The 22,982-nt window shown below is 31.5% G+C and carries 28 protein-coding genes and 1 riboswitch; of the genes, 9 read left to right on the top strand and 19 right to left on the bottom strand.

Going from position 1 to position 22,982, the window contains the following annotated elements:
* Positions 1-30 precede the first annotated feature (30 nt).
* The 4 genes from MUA60_RS01935 to MUA60_RS01920 form a co-directional block, all read right to left on the bottom strand.
* A protein-coding gene (locus MUA60_RS01935; RefSeq protein ID WP_262649398.1) for an IS3 family transposase occupies positions 31-1,583 on the bottom strand; the annotation gives its coding sequence in 2 pieces (ribosomal slippage) (positions 31-906 and positions 909-1,583; 1,551 coding nt in all).
* Between the two features lie 86 nt (positions 1,584-1,669).
* The gene (locus tag MUA60_RS01930) at positions 1,670-2,182 is read right to left on the bottom strand and encodes a DsbA family protein (protein ID WP_262649396.1); all 513 of its coding nucleotides are present in this window, start codon (positions 2,180-2,182) and stop codon (positions 1,670-1,672) included.
* Between the two features lie 155 nt (positions 2,183-2,337).
* The gene (locus MUA60_RS01925) at positions 2,338-2,538 is read right to left on the bottom strand and encodes a cold-shock protein (protein ID WP_262649394.1); all 201 of its coding nucleotides are present in this window, start codon (positions 2,536-2,538) and stop codon (positions 2,338-2,340) included.
* A 205-nt stretch (positions 2,539-2,743) separates the two neighbouring features.
* Complete coding sequence (locus tag MUA60_RS01920; RefSeq protein ID WP_262649393.1) at positions 2,744-3,430, bottom strand: 2,3-diphosphoglycerate-dependent phosphoglycerate mutase; 687 nt, start codon at positions 3,428-3,430, stop codon at positions 2,744-2,746.
* Positions 3,431-3,584: 154 nt separating this feature from the next.
* On the opposite strand from MUA60_RS01920, the gene MUA60_RS01915 reads away from it, so the two are divergent.
* Positions 3,585-3,971 (top strand): CidA/LrgA family protein, encoded by a 387-nt coding sequence (locus MUA60_RS01915; RefSeq protein ID WP_126476389.1) that lies wholly within the window; start codon positions 3,585-3,587, stop codon positions 3,969-3,971.
* Positions 3,968-4,651: an LrgB family protein gene (locus MUA60_RS01910; RefSeq protein ID WP_262649391.1), complete on the top strand. Its 684-nt coding sequence runs from the start codon at positions 3,968-3,970 to the stop codon at positions 4,649-4,651. The genes MUA60_RS01915 and MUA60_RS01910 overlap by 4 nt, the downstream gene beginning before the upstream one ends.
* A 386-nt stretch (positions 4,652-5,037) precedes the next feature.
* Here MUA60_RS01910 and hxlB read toward each other — a convergent pair whose 3' ends face one another.
* Positions 5,038-5,577, bottom strand: coding sequence for a 6-phospho-3-hexuloisomerase (gene hxlB / locus MUA60_RS01905; protein ID WP_262649389.1), 540 nt, complete (start codon positions 5,575-5,577; stop codon positions 5,038-5,040).
* A gap of 1 nt (position 5,578) precedes the next feature.
* Positions 5,579-6,211, bottom strand: coding sequence for a 3-hexulose-6-phosphate synthase (gene hxlA, locus MUA60_RS01900; protein WP_262649388.1), 633 nt, complete (start codon positions 6,209-6,211; stop codon positions 5,579-5,581).
* A 112-nt stretch (positions 6,212-6,323) separates the two neighbouring features.
* Between hxlA and MUA60_RS01895 the strand changes: the two genes are divergently transcribed.
* The 4 genes from MUA60_RS01895 (at position 6,324) to MUA60_RS15515 (ending at position 7,906) form a co-directional block, all read left to right on the top strand.
* Positions 6,324-6,677, top strand: a complete 354-nt coding sequence (locus tag MUA60_RS01895) for a winged helix-turn-helix transcriptional regulator (protein ID WP_037589866.1) — start codon at positions 6,324-6,326, stop codon at positions 6,675-6,677.
* A 60-nt stretch (positions 6,678-6,737) separates the two neighbouring features.
* Positions 6,738-7,292: a DUF4256 domain-containing protein gene (locus tag MUA60_RS01890; RefSeq protein ID WP_262649386.1), complete on the top strand. Its 555-nt coding sequence runs from the start codon at positions 6,738-6,740 to the stop codon at positions 7,290-7,292.
* A 158-nt stretch (positions 7,293-7,450) separates the two neighbouring features.
* Positions 7,451-7,741, top strand: coding sequence for a LytTR family transcriptional regulator DNA-binding domain-containing protein (locus MUA60_RS01885; protein ID WP_262649385.1), 291 nt, complete (start codon positions 7,451-7,453; stop codon positions 7,739-7,741).
* Between the two features lie 9 nt (positions 7,742-7,750).
* A complete protein-coding gene (locus MUA60_RS15515; protein ID WP_394812737.1) occupies positions 7,751-7,906 on the top strand; it encodes a LytTR family DNA-binding domain-containing protein in 156 nt (51 codons plus the stop codon).
* On the opposite strand, the gene MUA60_RS01880 is transcribed toward MUA60_RS15515, so the two are convergent.
* From MUA60_RS01880 to MUA60_RS01835, 10 genes are all read right to left on the bottom strand, one after another.
* A complete protein-coding gene (locus MUA60_RS01880) occupies positions 7,895-8,299 on the bottom strand; it encodes a hypothetical protein (protein WP_262649382.1) in 405 nt (134 codons plus the stop codon). The two genes, MUA60_RS15515 and MUA60_RS01880, sit on opposite strands and share 12 nt — an antisense overlap.
* A gap of 134 nt (positions 8,300-8,433) precedes the next feature.
* Complete coding sequence (locus MUA60_RS01875; RefSeq protein WP_262649381.1) at positions 8,434-9,276, bottom strand: hypothetical protein; 843 nt, start codon at positions 9,274-9,276, stop codon at positions 8,434-8,436.
* A 317-nt stretch (positions 9,277-9,593) separates the two neighbouring features.
* Entirely contained in the window at positions 9,594-9,944 is a 351-nt protein-coding gene (locus tag MUA60_RS01870) for an antibiotic biosynthesis monooxygenase (RefSeq protein ID WP_262649379.1), read from the bottom strand.
* A 24-nt stretch (positions 9,945-9,968) separates the two neighbouring features.
* Positions 9,969-10,694 (bottom strand): class B sortase, encoded by a 726-nt coding sequence (gene srtB / locus MUA60_RS01865; RefSeq protein WP_262650563.1) that lies wholly within the window; start codon positions 10,692-10,694, stop codon positions 9,969-9,971.
* Positions 10,609-11,469, bottom strand: a complete 861-nt coding sequence (locus MUA60_RS01860) for an ABC transporter ATP-binding protein (protein WP_262649378.1) — start codon at positions 11,467-11,469, stop codon at positions 10,609-10,611. Before MUA60_RS01860 ends, srtB begins: the two co-directional genes overlap by 86 nt.
* On the bottom strand, positions 11,450-12,424 hold the full coding sequence (locus tag MUA60_RS01855) for a FecCD family ABC transporter permease (protein WP_262649376.1): 975 nt from the start codon (positions 12,422-12,424) through the stop codon (positions 11,450-11,452). The genes MUA60_RS01860 and MUA60_RS01855 overlap by 20 nt, the downstream gene beginning before the upstream one ends.
* A gap of 12 nt (positions 12,425-12,436) precedes the next feature.
* Positions 12,437-13,321: a heme ABC transporter substrate-binding protein IsdE gene (isdE, locus tag MUA60_RS01850; RefSeq protein WP_262649374.1), complete on the bottom strand. Its 885-nt coding sequence runs from the start codon at positions 13,319-13,321 to the stop codon at positions 12,437-12,439.
* On the bottom strand, positions 13,318-14,892 hold the full coding sequence (locus MUA60_RS01845; protein ID WP_262649373.1) for an NEAT domain-containing protein: 1,575 nt from the start codon (positions 14,890-14,892) through the stop codon (positions 13,318-13,320). The genes isdE and MUA60_RS01845 overlap by 4 nt, the downstream gene beginning before the upstream one ends.
* Positions 14,892-15,575, bottom strand: coding sequence for a heme uptake protein IsdC (gene isdC, locus MUA60_RS01840; protein WP_262649371.1), 684 nt, complete (start codon positions 15,573-15,575; stop codon positions 14,892-14,894). Before isdC ends, MUA60_RS01845 begins: the two co-directional genes overlap by 1 nt.
* A gap of 536 nt (positions 15,576-16,111) precedes the next feature.
* Positions 16,112-16,957: an HNH endonuclease gene (locus MUA60_RS01835; RefSeq protein ID WP_262649369.1), complete on the bottom strand. Its 846-nt coding sequence runs from the start codon at positions 16,955-16,957 to the stop codon at positions 16,112-16,114.
* A 181-nt stretch (positions 16,958-17,138) separates the two neighbouring features.
* Positions 17,139-17,247, top strand: a riboswitch (TPP riboswitch).
* Between the two features lie 72 nt (positions 17,248-17,319).
* Between MUA60_RS01835 and MUA60_RS01830 the strand changes: the two genes are divergently transcribed.
* Both MUA60_RS01830 and MUA60_RS01825 read left to right on the top strand, forming a co-directional pair.
* Positions 17,320-17,910 carry a thiamine phosphate synthase gene (locus MUA60_RS01830; protein WP_262650562.1) on the top strand — a complete coding sequence of 197 codons (591 nt, stop codon included), beginning with the start codon at positions 17,320-17,322 and terminating at the stop codon, positions 17,908-17,910.
* On the top strand, positions 17,903-18,814 hold the full coding sequence (locus tag MUA60_RS01825; RefSeq protein ID WP_262649368.1) for an NAD(P)/FAD-dependent oxidoreductase: 912 nt from the start codon (positions 17,903-17,905) through the stop codon (positions 18,812-18,814). Before MUA60_RS01830 ends, MUA60_RS01825 begins: the two co-directional genes overlap by 8 nt.
* A gap of 7 nt (positions 18,815-18,821) precedes the next feature.
* Here MUA60_RS01825 and MUA60_RS01820 read toward each other — a convergent pair whose 3' ends face one another.
* The 3 genes from MUA60_RS01820 to MUA60_RS01810 form a co-directional block, all read right to left on the bottom strand.
* On the bottom strand, positions 18,822-19,685 hold the full coding sequence (locus MUA60_RS01820) for an IS3 family transposase (protein ID WP_262650546.1): 864 nt from the start codon (positions 19,683-19,685) through the stop codon (positions 18,822-18,824).
* A gap of 8 nt (positions 19,686-19,693) precedes the next feature.
* Positions 19,694-20,230 carry a transposase gene (locus MUA60_RS01815; RefSeq protein WP_262648714.1) on the bottom strand — a complete coding sequence of 179 codons (537 nt, stop codon included), beginning with the start codon at positions 20,228-20,230 and terminating at the stop codon, positions 19,694-19,696.
* 140 nt (positions 20,231-20,370) lie between these two features.
* The gene (locus tag MUA60_RS01810) at positions 20,371-20,724 is read right to left on the bottom strand and encodes a DUF488 domain-containing protein (RefSeq protein WP_126477294.1); all 354 of its coding nucleotides are present in this window, start codon (positions 20,722-20,724) and stop codon (positions 20,371-20,373) included.
* Positions 20,725-20,873: 149 nt separating this feature from the next.
* On the opposite strand from MUA60_RS01810, the gene MUA60_RS01805 reads away from it, so the two are divergent.
* On the top strand, positions 20,874-22,829 hold the full coding sequence (locus MUA60_RS01805; RefSeq protein WP_262649367.1) for a fructose-1,6-bisphosphatase: 1,956 nt from the start codon (positions 20,874-20,876) through the stop codon (positions 22,827-22,829).
* Positions 22,830-22,982 lie beyond the last annotated feature (153 nt).

Raw genomic sequence — 22,982 nt, 5'->3', positions numbered from 1 at the left:
AACCCTGTCAAGTAGACACTAAAAAAGTAATCAATATGTTGGCTGTGCTTTTATAAGCGCAGCCATTTTTAATGAAATTCTTTTAGAATTATAAAATTTTATATATTCATTTATTTGCTTTGTGGCGTGTTTTATATCATTGAATGTTTGAGATTTGTCTTTGAATACCTCTGATTTGAGTAACCCCCAAAAGCCTTCCATAGGACCATTATCAATACATCTACCTACACGAGACATGCTTTGCTTCATAGAAGCATTTTTAATCATCTCTCTAAATAGAACACTCGTATATTGGAATCCTCTGTCGCTATGAAATATAATGCCTTCGGTATTTCTTTTAATTATGGCTTTGTTAAAGGTATCGTATACAAGCTTATTATTGTTTTGAGATGAGACTACATGGCTGATGAATTTCTTAGCACCTAAATCATAAATAGCGCTTAAATACACTTTAGATCCATTTTTCAATTTAAATTCTGTCACATCTGTTAACCAGACCTTATTAACTTTACTTGTTGTAAATTTTCTGTTTAGGATATTTTGAGAAGTGATTTCTGGCTTACTAAGTTTATATTGCCTTCTCTTTTTTCTAATGACAGCTTTTAATCCATACTTCTTCATAATTCTATATACGCGTTTATGATTAACCTGGAATTTAGTATATAATCTCAGATAAATATAAATTCTTCGATATCCATATATGCCATCATGTTCATGATAAATCCTGAAAATCTCATCTTTTAATTCGTTATTGAATCTTTCAGATTCTGAAACCTCTCTGTTTTTCCATTTATAATAACTTGCTCTCGATATTTCAAGTGCGGCGCATATCCATTTGATTGGATACTTATCTTTTAATGCTTCGATTGTCTTGTATGCTGCTATTTGCTTGATTTTCGATTCATCAACTGCCTCTCTATTTCTTCCTGCTTTTTTAATACCTCATTCTCCATTTGGAGAAATTTATTTCTTTGTTCAAGTGCTTTTATTTTTAATTCAAGTTCTTCTTCTCTAGTTAAAGCTTCAACTGGTTTTCCTTTACCTCTACCATCTACTAAACCAATATCACCATGTTTTTCATACTTTTTTACCCAATTATAGACTTGTGAATAGTTAACTTGGTACTTTTCAGCTGTCTTATTAAAGTCTCTATTATTTTCAATACAATATTTAGCTATTTCAATTCTCTCTTCAAATGTTGTTTTTCTAGTATTCATAGTGTCTACCTCCAGATATGGAAAATAAGATTTATTTTCCTTTCCTTCAGTATACTTTTCCACCCAATTTTTTAAAGTAGCATGATGTGAAATATTGTAATAGGCTGCTAGATCTGAATACGTCTTATTAGTCTCTAGATATTCTTTAACAACTTTTTCTTTAAATTCGCGTGTATAGATTTTATTTCGATTCTTATTTATAAGTGCTGTTATACCATGTTGCTTATACACTTTATATTTAAATCGAATCACACTATCACTAATATCTAAATTTAACTTATCAATTATATTTTGAAAGGAATAACCCTTTTCATGCAAATCGAAGATTTCCTGATACAGTTTAACAGGTAGTCTAGTTTTATACATAAAAATACCCCCTATAGAGTTTTAGTTTTTTTAATGTCTACTCTATAGGGAATAATACAGAGTCTTCGTGCGTTCTCACCGCTTCATCATATACTTTCTAATGCGCTTTTTAATTTTTCTTGTATTCTCTCTTTATCATCTTCTTCAGGATTAAATTCAAATTTTTTATCATTTATAAAAACGGTTGGCACGCCTTTAATCCCTCTTTCAAATGTTTCTTGCATAATGGCTAAGGATCGGTCGTCTGCATTTTTTTGTGGTGATAAGCCTAATTCATGTTCCATTTTTCTTTCTATTGTTTCAAAATTCAATGTCCATTCGTCTTGTGTTTCATATAGGTATCGTATTATTTTAAAAGTTTCTTCGGGGTCATCGTAATCCAGATAAATATTCGCAACAGTTCCTTTAAGCAACCTTTGTTTCGTCTTATCAAAATGCTTAACGATATATTGTACTTTATTCTCATTAATATAAGGTTCTAAAACTTCGTCAGCTGCTGCAAAATAATTTAAACAATATGGGCATGCAAAATTAATAAATGCCTCAATTGTTATGTTTGCGTCATTGCTTCCTACTGTTAAATGTTGGATTTCTGTCATAACGTTTACCTCCTATATGTTGTTATACTTATTTAACCATTTCACAGCCGATAAAGCGAATGATTATATTCAGAATTGTTCACCAATTTCTATTTTAATATACAAAAAAACACTCCATAACAAAGTTATGAAGTGTTTAACTAATTGGTTAAATATTAGTTTTTGATAACGTTGACTGCTTGAGGTCCACGTTGTCCTTCTTCGATATCGAAAGTAACTGAAGCACCTTCGTCTAATGATTTGTAACCTTCAGCTTGGATAGATGAGAAATGTACGAATACGTCGTTACCATTTTCTCCTTCGATAAATCCGTAACCTTTTTCTGCGTTAAACCATTTTACTGTACCTTTATTCATAATAAAAGTCCTCCTATTGTGCTTTTGCACGTATATTTGCAATAATCAATCTTCAAACTTAAATGGACTTTATTAACTATGAATAAAACTACCAATTAATTTAATCTCGAAATATCACTTGCTACCCACTATACGCTATAAATGATTGAATGTAAAGCTTTAGGTTAAATTAAACTTTTATTTTACTTTTATCATGCGCTATAACCTATAAATAATACTTGTCTATCACTTTTAAAGAATCATCTAATTCATATATCAATGGTGCACCTGTTTTGATTTCTAAGTTTGAAATTTCATCATCTGGAATATCTTCTAAATACTTAATCAGTGCTCTTAAAGAATTACCGTGTGCAGAAACTAAAGTCGTTTGATGGTTTAATAAACTTGTTGAAATATGATCGATCCAATATGGAATAACTCTATCCAATGTATCTTTAAGACTTTCTGAAACAGGCATGATTCTTCTATCTAACATTTCATATCTTCTATCACTCAAGTATTCTTCTCGTAACTTTTCACCCGCTTCTGGCGGTCTTGTATCATAAGAACGTCTCCAAATATGCACTTGTTCTTCACCATATTCTTCTCGTGCTTGATCTTTGTTTTCACCTTGAATACCACCATAGTGACGTTCATTTAAACGCCACGTTTTGTATACTGGTATCCAAAGTTGATGCGAATATTTCAATAATAAATATGTGGTTTCAATTGCTCTTGTTAAAAGTGATGTATACACAACATCTATTTCGATATTTTGTTTTAATAATTTTTCCCCTGAGATTCTCGCTTCATTATACCCTTGCTCTGATAACTCTACATCTGCCCAACCTGTAAATAAATTTTTCGCATTCCATTCACTTTGCCCATGCCGACATAAAATTAATTTTGGCATATGATTCGCTCCAATCTTTTAATTGTTACGTCTATTGAACCACTAATTGCAAACTTTTAAAAATAAAAAGACCGTCCGATAGCATTTCAAAATATACCAATCAGTTCTATAATAAATGAATATCATTATAAAATGTTCAAAGGATTGAGTTGTCATGATTTATAAATTCATAAAAATCATACTCCAAATATGTATGATCTATTTTATTACCGTTCTAGGTAGTTGGATTCAAGACACATTAAACATACCTATTGCAGGTAGTATTATCGGACTTGTGATACTTTTCTTATTATTACAATTCAAAATTATAAAAGAAGAATGGATTAAAGATGGTGCAAATTTATTATTAAGTACGATGATTTTCTTCTTCATCCCATCAATCGTCGGTGCTATGAATTTAGTTGATCAAATAAACGCACAGTTTATCTTTTTAATTGTATTAGTCATCGCAAGCACATGCATCGTTGCACTCTCGTCAGGATACATAGCTGAGAAAATGTTAAAAAGGAATCATATAGAAGAAAGTGGTGATCAATCATGATGATTAAAGCACTTTTAATGATTCTTTTAACAGTTATCATGTACATATTCGCATTATTTATACAGAAAAAATTCAAGATCGCCATCTTACACCCTGCACTCGTTTCATCCGTTGCGATTATCTGTGTACTTGTGTTATTTGGATATAATTACAACGACTATATGGTAGGTGGACAATGGATTTATGACTTTTTAAATTGCACAGTTGTATGTTTAGCATATCCACTATATTTATATAGAAAAATGATTGTTCAACATTTCAAAGTCATTATCACGAGTGTATTAGTTGGGATAACGATTAATATTATTTTAATGTTTACGATTTTAAATATATTCGGTTATTCAAAAGAAATGATCGCATCGCTGTTGCCTAGATCTATAACAGCAGCAGTCGGTGTACAAGTATCACAACAAATAGGCGGAATAGATAGCTTGGCCGTGTTGTTTATTATAGGTACAGGATTAATTGGAAGTATGTTGGGATCATATCTTATCAAAATAGCCAAATTCCAAACATCCATTGCCAAAGGACTCACTTATGGCAATGCCTCACATGCTATTGGGACAGCCAAAATATTAGAAACTGATATCGAATCAGCAGCCTTCAGTTCAATCGGCATGATTCTAACAGCCTTAATCAGCTCAGTCGTGATACCATTGTTTGTTATATTAATATATTGAGAATTTAGAGGAGAATTATAAAGAGTTTGAGATTGGAATGAGTTTGTAGGTCTGTATTTAGGGCTGTACGAGGTTCTATATTGCTTGTTTTGGGAGTCTTGCAATATACGGGCGAGCTATGTTGCTTGTTTGGGGAGTCTTGCAATATACAGAGCTCCTATTTATCTTGTTTCGCTTGTCTTGATAAATACAACGCGCCTATTTATCTTGTTTCACCAGTCTTGATAAATACAAGGTCCTGAATATTGCTAGTCGCACCTCACTTGCAATATTCAGACCCCCAACATTGCTAGTCACACCTCACTTGCAATATTCACACCTCCAACAACACGCATCTCTATCTAAAAAGTAAGAAACCGTCTGAATGTTTCAGACGGTTTCCTCTATTATTCTAAATTCGCGTGTTTATTTTGCATATATGTTTCACTTACGTTTAATTGTTCCATTAAATCCATTACGATACTATCTAAATATAATTGAGTGCTTTGTTCGAACAGACTTCCTAGTGGTTGTTCTGATCCTTTTTCATCATATTTAGTACCTGCTGGTAAAACGATCACGTCATCTGCTATTTCAGCGATTGGTGATTGTTCTTTTGTAGAAATTAATATGACATTCGCTCCGATATCTTTTGCTGTTTGTGCGAGTAATTTCAAGTGAGCTGTTGAGCCTGATCCGGAGACAATCAATAATTTATCTCCTTCTTGAATAGAAGGTGTACTCGTCTCACCTACTACATAGCTTTTCTTACCTAATTGGTTCAATCTCATAGCAAAACCGTTCGCGACAAATGCAGAGCGTCCTTTAGCTGCTACAAACACTGGATCTTCTGACAACAAGCTATTTACGAATTGCTCAGTATCCATCAAGTCTACTTGATTTAATGTTTGCTTAATTTCATCCAATATTAATTGATAAGGGCTCATATTATTTACCTTCAATAATTTCTCTACATAATTTTGCAGCTGCTTTTGGATCGTCTGCGTTAGCAATTCCTCCACCGACAATAATTAAATCTGGATTTTCATCAGCAACAGATTGAATTGTTTCTGGTGTAATACCACCTGCTACTGCTACTTTTGAATTTTTGATAACTGATTTAACTGTACGTAAGCTTTCTAATGGTGATACACCTTCAGCTTGTAAATCATAACCAGTATGCACAGCGATATAATCTGCACTTAATGCGTCTAATTCTTTCGCACGTTTTTCTAAATCTTGAACTGCGATCATATCCACTAATAATTCTTTACCATGTTTATGTGCTTCTTCAACTGCACCTTTAATAGAAGCATCTTCTGCTACACCTAAAATTGTTACGATATCCGCCCCAAATTTAACAGCTTGGCTTACTTCATAACTAGCAGCATCCATAATTTTTAAGTCAGCTAATACTTGAACATCTTTAACAGATTGACTTAATTTTTCTACTGCACCTAATCCTTCATTAATAACGATAGGTGTACCGATTTCTACTATATCTACATATTCCTCAACTTGTTGCGCTAATTGAGCTGCTTCTTCTTTATTTAATAAATCAATTGCTAATTGTAATTTCATATTAATCATATCTCCTTTATCTATATTATTTTACACTAATAATTGTGATACAATGTATAAAATTATGCAATACTGACAAATATGTCACTTAGTGAAGAAATGGGGTCGTATCATGGTATTAATTAACTATAAAGAAACGGAATATTATAATTCTAAAGACTTAGCATTATCTGTTATTGGCGGTCGTTGGAAAATACCAATTATCTGGCATTTATTACAAGCGTCACCTCTTAGACTCAACGAATTAGAAAAGAAACTACCAGATATTAATCAGCGTATGCTTATTAGACAGTTGAGAGAACTTGAAGACGATCATATCGTAAACCGTACTGTATATCCGGTCGTACCGCCTAAAGTTGAATATAGTTTGACACAAATAGGTAAAGATTTAGAACCTGTTGTTAATGGCATTTGTGACTGGGGAGACGAATTTTTAGACTTTTTAAATACTAAAGATAAAGCCTAATCACATATTGCTTTTAATCGCTTCATAGTTTGCTACAATAAAATAAAAAAGGGGGATTTTATGACAACTCAAAAACTTTCACAAGAAGAACAAGCTGAACTACTTACAACTTTACAAAAGCGTTTCGAAAAATTTCCAGAACGTCATAAAAATATAGAATGGTCAGATGTAGAAAAGCGATTAAATGAACATCCAGAAAAATTATGGTCGCTTAATCAAATGGAACAAACTGAAGGAGAGCCTGATGTAATAGGATTAGAAGACGATACTTATATATTCGTAGACTGTTCGAAAGAAAGTCCTAAAGGTCGTAGAAGTGTTTGCTACGATAGAGCAGCATTAGAATCTAGAAAGAAACATAAACCAGAAACAAGCGTAATGGACATGGTTCATGAAATGAAGGTTACATTACTTAATGAAGAACAATATAGACATTTTCAAACACTCGGTGAATTTGATAAGAAAACATCTAGTTGGATTGAAACACCTGCAAAAATTAGAGACCTTGGTGGTGCATTATTCTGTGATTTACGTTATGACACAGTATTCACGTACCATAATGGCGCTGATTCTTATTATGGCGCAAGAGGTTTCCGAAGCATGTTAAAAATATAAAATTAAGCTTCCTCAATTTGTCTCAAGAAGACAAGTTCAGGAAGCTTTTTCTATACAATCAATACATAACCACTTACACCGTATATTAAACCGGTTGTGACATAACTACTGACAAATAATGTGATACAACATACTATATAACCAAAGGAGGTTATGCTATGACAGAGCCATTCAACGTTCAACTAAACATCGACACTTCACAAACGACGACGGATATTTCAATCAGAACCTTTGAACAGGAACTTGGTCATAACCTATTAACGTATATTCAACAATTTGAAACATCCAATCATAAAATAGGTATTAAGACATCACAAGAAACGTCACTTATTTTAAAAGAAGATATCATTTTTGCAGAAGTTTTTGATAAACAACTGAACATCATCACAATCAGTGAAACACTCACAACTCGAATGTCACTCACTGCCTTACAGCAAACTTTGCCTTAGCAGAAGTTCATACAAATTAGTAAATCATCTATCGTCAACATAGAACATATCAACAAAGTATCACCGTCATTCTCAGGGAATTTATATGCAACTTTATCCAATAATAAAAAAGTAACCATTTCAAGAAGATATGTTAAAAATTTAACTGAAATATTAGGTATATAGTGACTCCACTTCTAATTTTAATTCATTAATAACTTTTCCCTTTTGAAATAACTTTATTAAATATACAAATTTTTTTAAGTATACTTCCATGTTTTCATTAATTGAATTAAATTTTCGTAATATAGATGTAAATTTTTCCCAATCATCTTGATCAAACCTATCTCGTAGTTCATCATTATATGGTTTTAAAGTATTAATTAACCTATAATATATATATTTCAAATTCCTAAATTCTTCATTAAGTTCATTTAATCCTTCACTATATATTTCTTTCTTAATTTTATTAAATAAATCATGTAATTCCTCAATTTCTTTTGATTGAACTTGTATATTATATATTGAATTAGTTTGGTTACTATAATCATTCAATAGATTAATTTTATTAATACCCATAAATTTCAACCCCTTTCGGAATCTCAATTTTATATTTCTTTAAAAACTCTTTAATTTCTTTATTAACCTCTAAACAATTGTTGCTATAGCTATCGTTTAAGAAACTTTCTAAGAAAATTTCCTGATGCTGTAAGTTATTTTTTTCTATTTGAAATAAATATATTTCTCTCAGTCCTATATTCAGAAAAGATAAGGCTAGAATTATCACCTAAAAAAATTGACACTTCATTATTGTTAATATCATTTGTATAATTTCTAGATTTAATAATCTGTGTATTAGAATAATTTTTTGCATTTCCACTGTGCTGAATAATATCATCTAATTTATAATGATGCTTTTCATTATTAAAATTAAATATCTTCATATAATCATAAATCGTTTGCTCGATATTATTCCCTATTAGATTCACAATATTCTGATTTTTCATTTTGAGGTTTTTTAAATAATTAACACTATATTTTCTACGTAAAAAATCACTTATACTGTCATCTAATTTAACTTTTGATCCAGCTGTACTTTTAAAGTTTGGATTCAATCTTATTTTAGTATTCCAATCTCTAAATGGTATATGATTATCATATGTATTGTTTTTCCCTAGAATTATCTTTAGTTTTGCAAATGGATTAAGCGCTATCTTCGACGAGTCGTAATATACTTCCAAAACTTTTGCTTTTCTCCATATTTCATTCTTCGAATCAGTTAGTAAGGCTATTTCATCTCCTACTACTAATTTTGGAATATCATCATAGTGCTTATAATACTCTAATTGACTTTCTATAATCCCTTTTGAAATAAACAATGCTGGCAATATTTCATCTATGTAAGATATATATAAATTTATGTTATTTTTAGTTTGGACAAATTTACCTATACACTCAAAAAATTTCATCCATTGTGTTTGAATTTGCCAGTTATTAATATACTTTCTTTCATCTTCTAACCTGTATTTATAACTACTATTTTCAATATTACTCAAAAAGCTTACACCCCTTTATAAGCTACATATTAATAGCTAATGAAAGCCGTTTATTTTTTACTATTAGTAATATTTTACAACACTTATTAAGATTATGCACAATAAAAAATAAAAAAGATACTTTAATTTTTTCCAAAAGAAACAAATTACATTTTTAACTATTCAATATTAAAGATTATGAATATTGAAAATCTAAATTACTTTCATTGTATAAATGTTTTAATGAATGCTAGAAGTTTAAATCAAACAAACTTTTTATGTATATTGTTTATTATTTTATATCTTACCCCACAAAAAAACCCAACATGACTTTAATGTCATGCTGGATTTTTTGCCTTAGCTTCTACCTCATTATCAAAGTGATAACCGATTGTATATGTTGTGACTGTGTTTTTTAATATTGGGCTTTCGCTATCTTCTCTGTTATGTCGTACGTTTTTGTGTGCTTCTTTGAATACGTCTGATTTTAACCAGTTTTTGAAGCTTTGTTCTGATTCCCAGATTGTAAGTATTTTTACTTCGTCGTATTCTTCGAGGTCATTTGTTTTTGTTACATACATTTTCTTGAATCCTTCGATTGTTTCAATTCCTTGTCTCATATAGAATCTTTCTATTGTTTCGTCTGCTGTTCCTTTATAGAGTTGTAATTTATTTTCTGCCATAAACATGCTATTTATTTCCTCTTTTCTATTTTATACTTTTACGAGTTTGGCTACGACGACGATTCGTCCTGATGTGAGTGAATATGGGTCTTCACATGTTGAGAGGGTGACGATCTTGTCGTCTTTATTAACTTCTGTTGTTGTTGAGATTTGTGATTTTTTTAATGTTTGTTCTAGAAATTGTTCATATGTTGCTTTGTCTTTAAAGTCTGTTTGTATGTAATTATCTTTTGTTGTTGTTTCATAGGCGCTAATGACTTCTAATTGATATTTACCGTATTGTGTGTCGTACTGGATTGTTTTATGTTGATTATAAAATGATTGATCTAAATATTTTTCTACGACGTCAAACATGGTGTTATCTCCTACGTGATGTCCATATATGACGGTATTCATTTTATCGTGCTTTGGTGTATTACGATAATCCATAAAGATACTACCTTTTCTGCTTTCTTGTAGTTCAAAGTCTTTCTTTAAGTAGTCTTTGTTGTCTTTCGATTGTAGTATTGGATAGTTCAATGATGTGCCTTCTAGATGTATCCACCCTATGATATCTTTGTTGATGTTGCTGAGTTGTTTGAATTGTGGTCGCACGGTATTGGTGTTTGTCATTTGTGTATAATTTTGTTGTAAATGAATGTAGCGTTCTTCCGCTTCTTTATCTTCTTGTTTATTGTGAAACATGACATATCCAGACCATATAATGACAGCGACTAATGCTATTTGAATGATTTTCATGATGATTTTCATGATGATTTTCATGCGGCGCTCTGCCCTTTCTCTTACAAATCAGCATGCCACATTCTGGGTCATGGATGATTTTCGCATCGATATTATATACGCGTGAAATAAAGGATTCTGTTACGACTTCTTCTGGAGGTCCTTGGATGACTTGATTGTTATGTATACATACGATTTCATCGCTATATTCTATCGCTTGGTTAATGTCATGTAACACCATAATAATGGTGATATTAAAGTTCTCTTTCAGTGATCGTATAATGTCCAACACTTGATATTGATAGTTAAAATCTAAGTATGTCGTTGGTTCATCTAGCAACATATATTGTGGTTCTTGCGCAAGTGACATTGCGATATACACACGTTGTAATTCTCCGCCTGACAATTCACTAATGGGTTTATCTTGATAGTCTTCTAGTTCTAGTTGATGTAACACATGCTGAATGACTTCTTCTTGTTTGATATCTTTCTTCAATATGGATTGGTAACTATATCTGCCACACTGTACAACTTCTTTTACTGTAAAATCTTCTGGCGCACGGTTATTTTGATGTACGGTTGCTAACTGCCTTGCTAACGTCTTTATATTTAATGATGAAATAGCATGATTATCTATATAAACAATACCTTCACTCGGCTCTAAATTACGTGATAATATTTGTAACAATGTTGATTTACCTGATCCATTAGGTCCGATGATAGTTGTAATGGCGTGCTTTTTGAGTTGTATGTTTAACGATTTAAAAATATGATTTCGCTGGTATTTGAAACTAACGTTCTCTGTTCGCATGGACATACGCTCCTTTACAAATAAGGTAAATCAAGAATGGCCCACCTACTACAGTTGTAATCGTACTCGCTGGTATTTCTAAAGGTGGCGCTATTGTTCGACCTACCGTGTCTGCTAATAATACAAGCCAGGCACCAAATATAATGGAATATGGTATGACCTTTTTATAATTCGTTCCAACGATACGTCTTATAATATGTGGCACGATTAAGCCTACAAAAGCTAATTGACCTACGATAGCTGTTGCGCTACTTGCTAAAAATACAGCAACTAAACCGACGATGAGGCGGTATTTCGTAATATTAAAACCAATATTATGCGCTTGTTTATCTTCAAATGATAACAAGTTCACTTTGTTTACTAACACGAGTGCGAATATAATCCCTATTGTTGACATGACGGCGATTATATAGACATCTTGCCATACTTTCATCGTTAAACCTGTTGGTAACTGCATAACAGGACTCATAGATAAAACCTCTATTACACCATTTAACATGGCGTATATCGCAACACCTACTAATATGAGTCTAATCGGTGTTATGTGATAACGAGATACTAATAGGAATAATATAAGAAACGGTATAACCCCACCAATAAAGACGAATATCGGTAAATAAAAATACAAGGTAGGTAAAAATATAAGTATGACACCTCGTGCAACAAGTGCACCAGATGTCACACCAATAATATTCGCTTCAGCTAGAGGATTTTGTAATACCGCTTGTAGCAAAGCTCCTGATACACTCAGAGCAGCTCCAACAAATAACGCGATGAATATTCTTGGCATGCGTAAATCAATAACTGCATCTACTTGAGGTTCAGTACCTGTTGTAAGTTTCGTGATGATTTGTTCTATACTTAAAGGTAACTTCCCACTTACAAGCGATATATAAATTGTTATGACAAGCATACATAACATGATCCAGAACGTGAGTCGCGAATATTTTTTCATGTTTTAACCTCTTTACTTATTATATAAAATGTCATAAAGCTGTACTAACGCATCGTCAGCTTTAATACTTGCTGTTATGCCAAATGGAATTTCTTCTAAATCATAAACTCTATTATTTTTAACTGCGTCAAAGTGTTTCCATATATCATTTGTACTAAACTCTTTCTTAAACATTTCTCTAACTTGGTCTGGAAAACCATGTTGCAATCTTAAAATAATATCCGGATTAACTTTATAAAGCTCTTCCGTATTAGAAGCTAAATAAGCTCTTGATTCATTTTGTATAACATTCTCTCCTCCGGCAATTTTCACTAAATCACCTATATAAGAGTGTTCTGTTGCTACAAGATAACTACCAGGCACACCCATAAGAATTAGTACTTTAGGGCGTTTTTTACCTTGAATCTTAGCTTTAATTTCTGCTTCGGCATTATCAAACTTTTTATTAAGCTTTTTAGCCTGTTCTTTACGATTGAACGTATTACCCATTTCGGTGATAGATTTCTTCAAACCATTTAAACTGTCGTAATCATAATAAGTACCTTTCATTTTAAGTTGTTCAAACACAGGATCCATCTCAGATTTAATTGTTGTAACCGTTAATACATGTGTTGGATTAAGTGATTTCACAACTTCAACATTCGGTTTCTTAGGCTGACCAATTTCAGGTACATCTTTGTATCGCTTCGGTAAATCTTTATAAGTTGTCGGTTTACCTACGATATCTAAATCTAATGCATCTAAAGTTTCCGTTAAAGCTACAGTAGTTGGTACGATTCTGAATTCTTCTTTTTTCTGTTTACTTGCAGGTTCTGATGATTTACTAAAGTTGATATTACATGCCGCAAGTAGACAGCTACATATAAGGATTAAACTTAATAGCGATTTGATCTTCATTTAGATGCTCGCTTCTTACCTAAGAAGAATGAACCAGCTAATAACAATACTGCACCACTGAAGATAAGTGCATATGTCATCGCATCTCCACTGCTACTTGTTGAAGGATTAACGAGTTTCATGTTAGTTGAACCATCTGCGTTACGATCGAAACTTGGATTAGCTTTATCTGCAGTTGTAGAACTTGTTGCATTGTTATCACTTGTCACAGCTTGATTTGTAGGTGTGGCAGTTGATGAACTATGATTTGTTAAACTATTTACTCCAGATGAAACATTCGAAGATTCGGATTTTTGGTCATCTGTTTGTGTTGTCTGATTGTGTTGAACATTTGTAGAATCATGACCTTTAGTGTCATCATCTTTACTTGATGTGCTAACAGGTTGTTGTTGTTCATCACTTGTGCTTGTATTTACATTGCTAGATGCCGCTTCTTTATCAAATTCAATTCGTGTTGTGTAATGATTGTCGTAATTAATTGCTGGTACAAAAATGTGAACTTTAGATGTCAGTACTTTTAAATCTTTCGGCATTTCAAATCGAATGATTTTTGTATCTGCAGATTGATCTTCTGACACAGTTGTGACATTTAATTTCTTATCATGATCGAATAATTCAAACGACTTCCAATATGAAGCTGATTTCAATGTGATTTCTACATATTGTTTACCATTTTCTTCAACAATACGTGCAGGTTTCACCATATATTGGTCCATATAAGAGATTTCACTTGAACCATTTTTATAGACCATGTAACCTAATGTTGAAGTTGCTTTTTCTTGTTGAGTTGATCCTTGGTTGGAGCCAGACGGATTTTTAACTTTATCAGGAATTGGCACTTCTTTTTTTGTTATCGGCTTTTCATCGTTCTTTGGTGTTGTGTTCTTAAGTGTATCTTGCTTTGGAAGTTCTGTTTGTCGTTTCTCATGATTTGAATCCTTTGAAGGTGCTTGTTGTGTATCTTCTACATTCTGATTCGTATTATCCTGCTTTTGGTCAGTCATTGATTGGTTTGAATCATCTTTCGCTTTATCGTTTTTATCTACTTTTCCTGTATCTTGTTGATTTGAATTCTGAGTTGTCGGTGCACTAGGAATAACTTCTTTAAAATTTACATGAGTTGTATATTTGTTGTCATAATTGATTGCCGGTACAACAATGTGAACTTTTGAAGTAAGCGATTGGCTACCTGGTTTAACTTTAAACTTAATGACTTTAGTATCAGCTTGATGGTCTTCTTTAAATGTTTGAATGGCAATCGCGCCTGATTCATCATACAGTTCAAATGACTTCCAATAAGAAGCACTTTTCAAAGTCATCTCAACATACGTTTCCCCATTTTCAAAATATACCTTTGCTGGTTTTACCATATATTGATCCATATAAGAGACTTCATTTGATTTATCTTTATTAACTACAAAATCAATTGCCTTACTTTCCACTGCTGATGCTTGTTCTTCTGCTGCTTCAACTTTTTTCATTGTTGTATGACTAAGCGGTTCATAAGTATTGAATGCAAGAGTTGAGAATAATAAAGAAAACGCTAATAGTGACTTAACACTTTTCTTCATTAATTATGACCTCTTTTCAATTTTTTATTGAACATAAACGTAACGATTAATAACATACCTGCAACAATTGGAAGGACTGTGATCATTACCGGTGTGCCTGCGCTCGTTTGAGGATTTTTCACATCTTGTGAAGTTGTAGTAGAACCATTAGATGGTGTACTACTATTTGAACTAGAAGATGCAGCTGCTGTTGAATTCTTAGAAGCATCACTAGATGAAACTGCTGCAGCTTGGCCAGAAGGTTCTTTCACGTCAAATGTGATTTTGTATTTGTTATCGTATAAGAACGGTTTACCATCGACTTTTTCATTGATATAAACATCAATTGTTCCAGCAAGTTGTCCAGATGTCGAATTCACTTTGAAGCTAGACGTTCTAACGTCTGAACCTTTGTCTTCACTTACGATACTCTCAGCAGAACCATCAACTGTAATACCTTTAATCCAATGGCTATGATTCATCGTTAATTGAAGTTGCTTTTCACCATTCTTAACAACTAACTTACCTGGTTTATTAAAATAATCATTTGCAATCGAAACATCTGAAGTACCATGTTTCAATACTGTGTAATTAACGTCATAAGTACCATCTTTCACATCAGCAGAAGCCACTTTACCCACACCTACTGATAATAAAATAAGTACTAATAACCCAATATTTAAAAACTGTTTTAACCTTTGCATAATATACCTCCTTTGTAAATTTATTGAAATTCTCCTTCCACCTTATAATTTAATTGATAATGGTTATCAATGTCAATGTTATTTTCTATTTTAATAAATAATTGATTATGCGAATTTTATTTCACGAAATTTAAAAATTGTTAGAATGGAATAATTTAGGATGTGTTAATAATCAATAATCGGGTAAATAATATTATTGATTATTAACAGATAGTAGTTACGAGGTAGATATACGAATTGGTCGTGCCAATAAACAGAATATAATGAGCGTGATTTTATTCATAGGAATTTAAAAATTTCCCATGGAACGCGCACTTATATTTATTGCTGCTAAACTAAAAAAGATGGAGAAATAGTTTTTAAAAAAGTCATAACACATCTTAATCTATACTTGAATTTAGTGAGAGATACTTATTAAAACAAAATAAGACACAACATTTTTATGTTGTGTCTAGAAATTAAAATATATTTAATTTTGAATGTGAATTTTTAGAAACTTCATTTGATATTTAAATTATTCTTATATTCATATTGAATCATCTTAAAATACCATACATTCTATATAATTCTTTCAATGTTATATCAATACCTCTTTCACTATATATATCTTTTCTATTGTTAAAGAAATATTCCAACATTTCCTTCTTATCTTTATTAACTGCATGATGAATTCTTCTATGGCAATTCGGACATAAGCTTACTATGTTTTCAGAAAAATCTATTGAGAGATCATATAGACTTTGTGCAGCCATGGGTATTAGGTGATGTGCTTCAACGTGTGGATTTCTGTCCCATTCATTAATAAAAGTTTTATGATTTTCATCATATTCACATTGATAATTACTATTTATTTTGGCTCTTAAACTTTCATTGTAATTTCTTGGATAATATAATTTATCATGCACTAATTTTTTATTCTTTCGTTTTACCTTCTTAACTTCACTCTCACCAAAATTTATTAAGTTATTTGTTTCTTGATTTGGATTTGGATTATTTAATAATAAATCAACTTCATCTTCATTTATAGAATTTAAACTTGTTAAATAAGATAATAAACACCCTATAGTTGCACTATAAAAATGATTAGTATTTTTATTGAATTCTTTAAAACCTTTTAATTCAGTTATCTTCAATAACTTTTTATATGTTTCAAAATCTTCAATGGATTCTATTGTTTCGTTAAAAATTAAATTATAGCCTATGATTAATCTTACTAAACTTCTCTTATATGAACTTGCTTTCTGACTACCTTTAATTGCTTTACCCGCTTTATTTGTTAAGTCTTCTGCATATTTTTCAAAATTCTTTAATTCATGAGCATATTTCTCTTTAGTATCTACATATTCTTTATTTTTTGTAGAAATATTATGGAATTCAAACATATAGTACTCCTTTGACCTTTTCTTATATATTATCAAATTTACTATTAAATTTGTACAATTTATTCCAAATATTAAAATAATAACAATTTATAGATTAAGATTATTGTGGTATTTACCAGACTAAAAATATAAATTTGAACATTCTTACTTTTATATGTACAATGGATGTAATAATTGAATAAATGTCCACTGGAAGTGCCTTATTATAGGCTGAGACTGAAGTAGTGACTTCGGGATTCCTTGAACCTGATCCAGTTCATACTGGCGTAGGAAAGTGGCGTATATAAGCTTACTTATACTTATAATTAAATTTTTACGCTATTTTTCTATACAGAAAAATAGCGTTTTTTTTATTTGGAGTGATTTCATTGTTTATTGCTGTTACACCGTATAAAGACTTAGATGTTGATGATTTAGAACATTATATAGAGATTGCTGAAGAGATTGATTTGTTGTTACTGAGAGTGCCTATGACACGTGATGATCTATGCTGGGTGCTTGATTATTTATTAGCACATGGCTTTCCAAAAATGAAATTAATGATTCATTCTGATATAGCCATACTTGAAAAATATGATTTAAATTTTATTCATTTTCGTGAAGATGACGTGCATGCATTTGAATATAAAAAGCTTCACCCTCATATATCCGTTAGTATGTCTACACATTCAGCAGAAAGTGTGAAACGCGCACGTGAGTGGTCTTTAGATTTCGTGTTCTTTGGTCACGTGTTTGAAACGCGTTCTAAACATGGTCTTAAACCAAGGTCTTCTAAAGAAATAACAGATGCAGTATCTATAGATATTCCTGTATATGCAATTGGTGGCATAGATACGCATTCTATTAAGTCGTTACCTCATGGCTTTAAAGGTGTTTGCGCAATTTCATTTTTCAGAGATCGAAGTTTGCGTGAAACTCAGTTATTAAGAGAGGAGTGGCATACATATGTATGACGTGTTAATTGTTGGCTCTGGCGTCATGGGCATGTCTATTGCACGTGAATTAGCACTTAAGAATGATTCGTTGTCTATCGCTGTGATAAATCGGGATGTGCCTGGATTACACGCATCTTATAAAGCAGGTGGCATGTTAGGTGTACAAAATGAATTTATTGAAGATACACCTCTTTATCAACTTGCATTACGTTCGAGAGATTATTTCGAATCACTCAGTCACACGTTATATAAAGAAACGAATATCAATATTGATTATCAAGCGCACGGTTTAATTAAAATGGCCGCTTCACGAGATGATATCGACAGTTTAAAAGCGCAATATCGTTTTTTGAATAAACGCGATCGTTCAGTTACGACGTTAGATAGTCAATCACTTCGTCATCTTTCAAATCATACGATTTCTTATAATCATAAAGCGATTTATATTCCATATGATGGACAAATTAATGCCAATCAATATGCTAAAGCATTGTTGAAATCTATTGAGTTCAAAGGAATTGAACGCATTTATCATACTGAAGTTAAATCTATACATCGCTTAAATGATGCGTTTAAAGTGCTCACTGCAAACCAAATTTTACTTTCCAAAAAAGTCATTGTTGCTGGTGGTGCATGGAGTCATCAGTTATTAACCGACTATGAAATTGAGCCAAAAGTAACAGGTGTTAAAGGCGAAGTTCTAATGTTAGAACATCCAGACTTAAAATTAGAACAAACACTTTTTATGACGAATGGCTGTTACATTGTGCCGAAACGTGGCAATCGATTTTTAGTGGGTGCGACGAGTTATTTAGATGACTATACTGTCGGCACATCAGTTGAAGGAGAAAATTGGTTAATGCGTCAAGCATGTAAATACATTCCATTATTATCAAGTAGTGTACTGAACCCAAAAATCTAAACCTTAATTAGTATATTATTTCAAAGGTTTGTCTCCTGTAATTTTTGGGAGATAAGCCTTTTAATTTTGATTTGATTCTTTCGTTATTATAAAAATCGATATATCGATGAATAGCTTGTTCAAGGTCCTGAAAATCTTTAAATTCTTGGCCATAATACATTTCTTGTTTAAGTAACCAAAAAAAGTTTTCCATAACTGAATTATCTAGACAATTACCTTTTCTAGACATACTCTGAAATATTTTATGGTCTTTTAATAATCTAGTGTATTGTGAATGTTGATAATGCCAGCCTTGATCTGAATGAATCGTTAAACGATGATCTAGGTTTGGACGACGCTTTATCATTTCTTTTAATGGATTGATGACTATATCTAATGTAGGACGACTTGAGATTTTAAAGCTGATAATCTCTGAACTATATAAGTCCATAAAAGGTGATAAATATAATTTCTGACCATTCATTAATTTGAACTCTGTAATATCTGTTACGACTTTTTGAAATGGGAGACTTGTTTTAAATCTACGATTTAATATATTTTGAGCTACTTTACCAACTTTACCTTTAAAGGAACGATACTTACGACCTCTATGTGTGAACTTTGTACAAGTTAGATTATGTTCTTTCATAATTCTTAGTACTTTTTTATGATTTACGATAAGACCTCTATTTCTTAGTGCTTGTGTAACACGACGATAACCATAGGTATGGTTCGATTCTTCACATATTTCTTTTATTACTTGAATCAATGTTTCATCTTTATCAGCTTTACTAAATTTATTTATCCAATAATAGTATACAGATTTAGCTATTTGAGCGACTTTAAATAAGATACTTAATCGTATATTATATGTTTCATTTAGTTCCTTAATGACCTTTACTATTTCTGATTTTTGCTTCCGTAAATGTCGGTCAAGGCTTGTAACTTTTTTTGATAAGCTATACCTGCCTTTAACGTCTCATTTTCATTTCTAAGTCTTTCAAGTTCTTCACGTTCATTTTCATTTAAAGGTAAATTTTTATTATCTGATTTAGATCGTTTTTTAGTCATAGTGTGAGATCGTCCCTTTTGTTTATTATCTATATCAAGACGACACTTTTCATCAAATTGATGTTGCCAATTGGCAATGATAATAGGATTAATAATTCTAAAGTGATTCGCAGTATCTTGATAAGACAACATATTTTCTTGTCTAAATTTTAAAACAGATAATTTAAATTCGCTAGTATAAACAGTATTTCTACTTTTTATTTCTAAACCTTCTTCTCCAAACTCTTTATATTGATTGACCCAAATCCGAAGGACAGACCAACTTGAAATACCATATTTTAAAGCAATTGTTCTATAACTTTGATGTCTTTCTAAATATTCTTTTACAAGTTTTAGTTTGAATTTAAATTCATATTTTTTCCTCATTAGAATGCACCCCAATATTTTGATTTGTTTAGTTCAAATATTTGGGTTCACATCAGAATTGGGCTATCTCTTGGCTTTATTCAGGCGTTAAGCCATGACTTTCGCTATCTCTTGGCTTTATTCAGCACTTAAGCCATGACTCACCCATCCAATATTTCTTTCAACACGATTGCTTGATTGTGTTTTTCGTCTTTAGCGCCATACAGAATGATGAGTGTTTGTTTATTGTCTTTATATATTTCTTTTAGCTTATTTAAAGCTTCTTGTTGATCTCCGGATTCGAGTTCTTGTTTATATTTTTCTTTGAATGTTTCAAATTTGCTTGGTTCGTGATTGAACCATTTTCTTAATTCACTAGAGGGCGCGATGTCTTTTAACCAATGATCTAAATTTGCTTTGTCTTTAGATATCCCTCTCGGCCATACTCGGTCCACTAATACTCTTACACCTTTTTCATCAAGATTATTATAAATCCTATCTATTTTACATGCCATGAATGATCGACTCCTTTATATATATTTAGCCTATAGAAGTGAATCTTAAACCATAAAAGAAAACGCTTAATGTGTTATACTATATCTCAAATGGTAGGTTTAATTTATAAATAAAAAATCTCGAAATGATGAACGGAGTGAATTTTTTTATGACTCAATACGACAGCCAGAATTTAAAAGAAAAATACTTAAATTTATTAGCAGAAAAGTTTGATGAAGAAGAAAAAGTAGCAACTGAAATTATTAATTTACAATCTATTTTAGACTTACCTAAAGGAACAGAACATTTCGTAAGTGACTTACATGGTGAATATCATGCATTCCAACATGTTTTAAGAAATGGTTCTGGTAATGTGAGAGCTAAAATTAATGATATTTTTAAAGATACACATTCTGAAGAACATATTAGCGACCTTGCTGCACTCGTTTATTATCCGGAAGAAAAATTGAAACTTGTTAAAAATCAATTTGCTTCGAAATCAGAATTAAATGAATGGTATATTGAAACAATTCAACAGATGATACATCTTATATCATACGCTTCAAGTAAGTATACACGTTCTAAATTACGTAAAGCTTTACCAAAACAATTCGTATACATAATCGAAGAGTTATTATATAAAAGCAATGTCTATAATAATAAAACGACTTACTACGAAACAATTGTTCAAAAAATCATTTCACTAGGTCAATCAGATAAACTGATTATTGGTTTAGCATACACAATTCAAAGATTAGTCGTTGACCATTTACATGTTGTAGGAGATATTTATGACCGTGGTCCTGAACCCGATAAAATTATGGAAACGTTAATCAATTATCATTCTGTTGATATCCAATGGGGTAACCATGACGTATTGTGGATTGGCGCTTATGCTGGTTCAAAAGTATGTTTAGCAAATATTTTAAGAATATGCGCACGTTATGATAATTTAGATATTATTGAAGATGCATATGGCATTAATTTGCGACCTTTAGTTAATTTAGCTGAAAAATATTACGGCGATAATACTGCATTTCATCCAAAAAAACATGCCGACAAAGAACTATCAGAAGAAGAAAAACTTCAAATCACTAAGATTCATCAAGCAATCGCCATCATTCAATTTAAACTAGAAAGTCCAATTATTAAACGTCGTCCTTCATTTGATATGGAAGAAAGACTCGTACTCGAAAAAGTAAATTACGATAACAACGAAATTACCATTTATGGTCAAACGTATCAGTTAGAAAATACGTGCTTTGAAACCGTTGATCCAGCAAATCCAGCACAATTAAATGAAGAAGAAGAGGAAGTCATTAATAAACTTCTACTTTCTGTACAAGAATCCGAAAAACTGAAACGTCATATGAACTTTTTAATGAAAAAAGGTAACTTATATTTAAAATATAATGGTAATTTACTTATCCATGGATGTATTCCTGTAGATGAACAAGGTCATATGGAAGAAATGGAAATTGACGGTAAAGTCTATAATGGACGAGAGTTATTAGACCAATTCGAATATCATATTAGAAATTCATTTAGTCATAAACATGAAACAGATGACTTATCTACAGATTTAATTTGGTATTTATGGACAGGTAAATATTCTTCATTATTCGGTAAACGTGCCATGACAACATTCGAAAGATATTTTATAAAAGATAAAGCATCACATAAAGAAGAAAAAAATCCTTATTATTACTTAAGAGAAGATAGCGATATGTGTCGCAAAATGTTAGAAGAGTTTGATTTAGATCCTGAACAAGGTCGTATTATCAACGGTCACACACCTGTTAAAGAAATTGATGGTGAAAATCCAATTAAAGCAAATGGTAAGATGATCGTTATAGATGGTGGATTTTCAAAAGCTTATCAATCTACAACAGGAATCGCCGGCTATACATTACTGTATAACTCATTTGGTATGCAGCTCGTTGCCCACAAACACTTCGGTACAAAAGAAAATGTACTACTCAACGGGGCTGATGAACTATCCGTTAGACGTGTTGTAGATGAAGAACTCGAAAGAAAGAAAGTTCGAGATACAAATATCGGTGCCAAACTGCAAGAAGAAATTCAAATGTTACAAGAATTAATGTCATATCGTTATATAGATTAAAATAACCGCGAAAACTAACAGTTCACGTTAGTTTTCGCGGTTTTTATTATATGTTATTTGAAAAAGAACATATGACTTTTCAAATATTAGCGCACGATATCTCGCAGTGTATTATTCCCTATAGAGTAGACATTAAAAAAACTAAAACTCTAT

The organism is Mammaliicoccus sciuri (genome assembly GCF_025561425.1).
Classification (GTDB): domain Bacteria; phylum Bacillota; class Bacilli; order Staphylococcales; family Staphylococcaceae; genus Mammaliicoccus; species Mammaliicoccus sciuri_A.
Note: the sequence above shows the minus strand (reverse complement) of the source record. Positions and strands in the feature narration are given on the sequence as shown.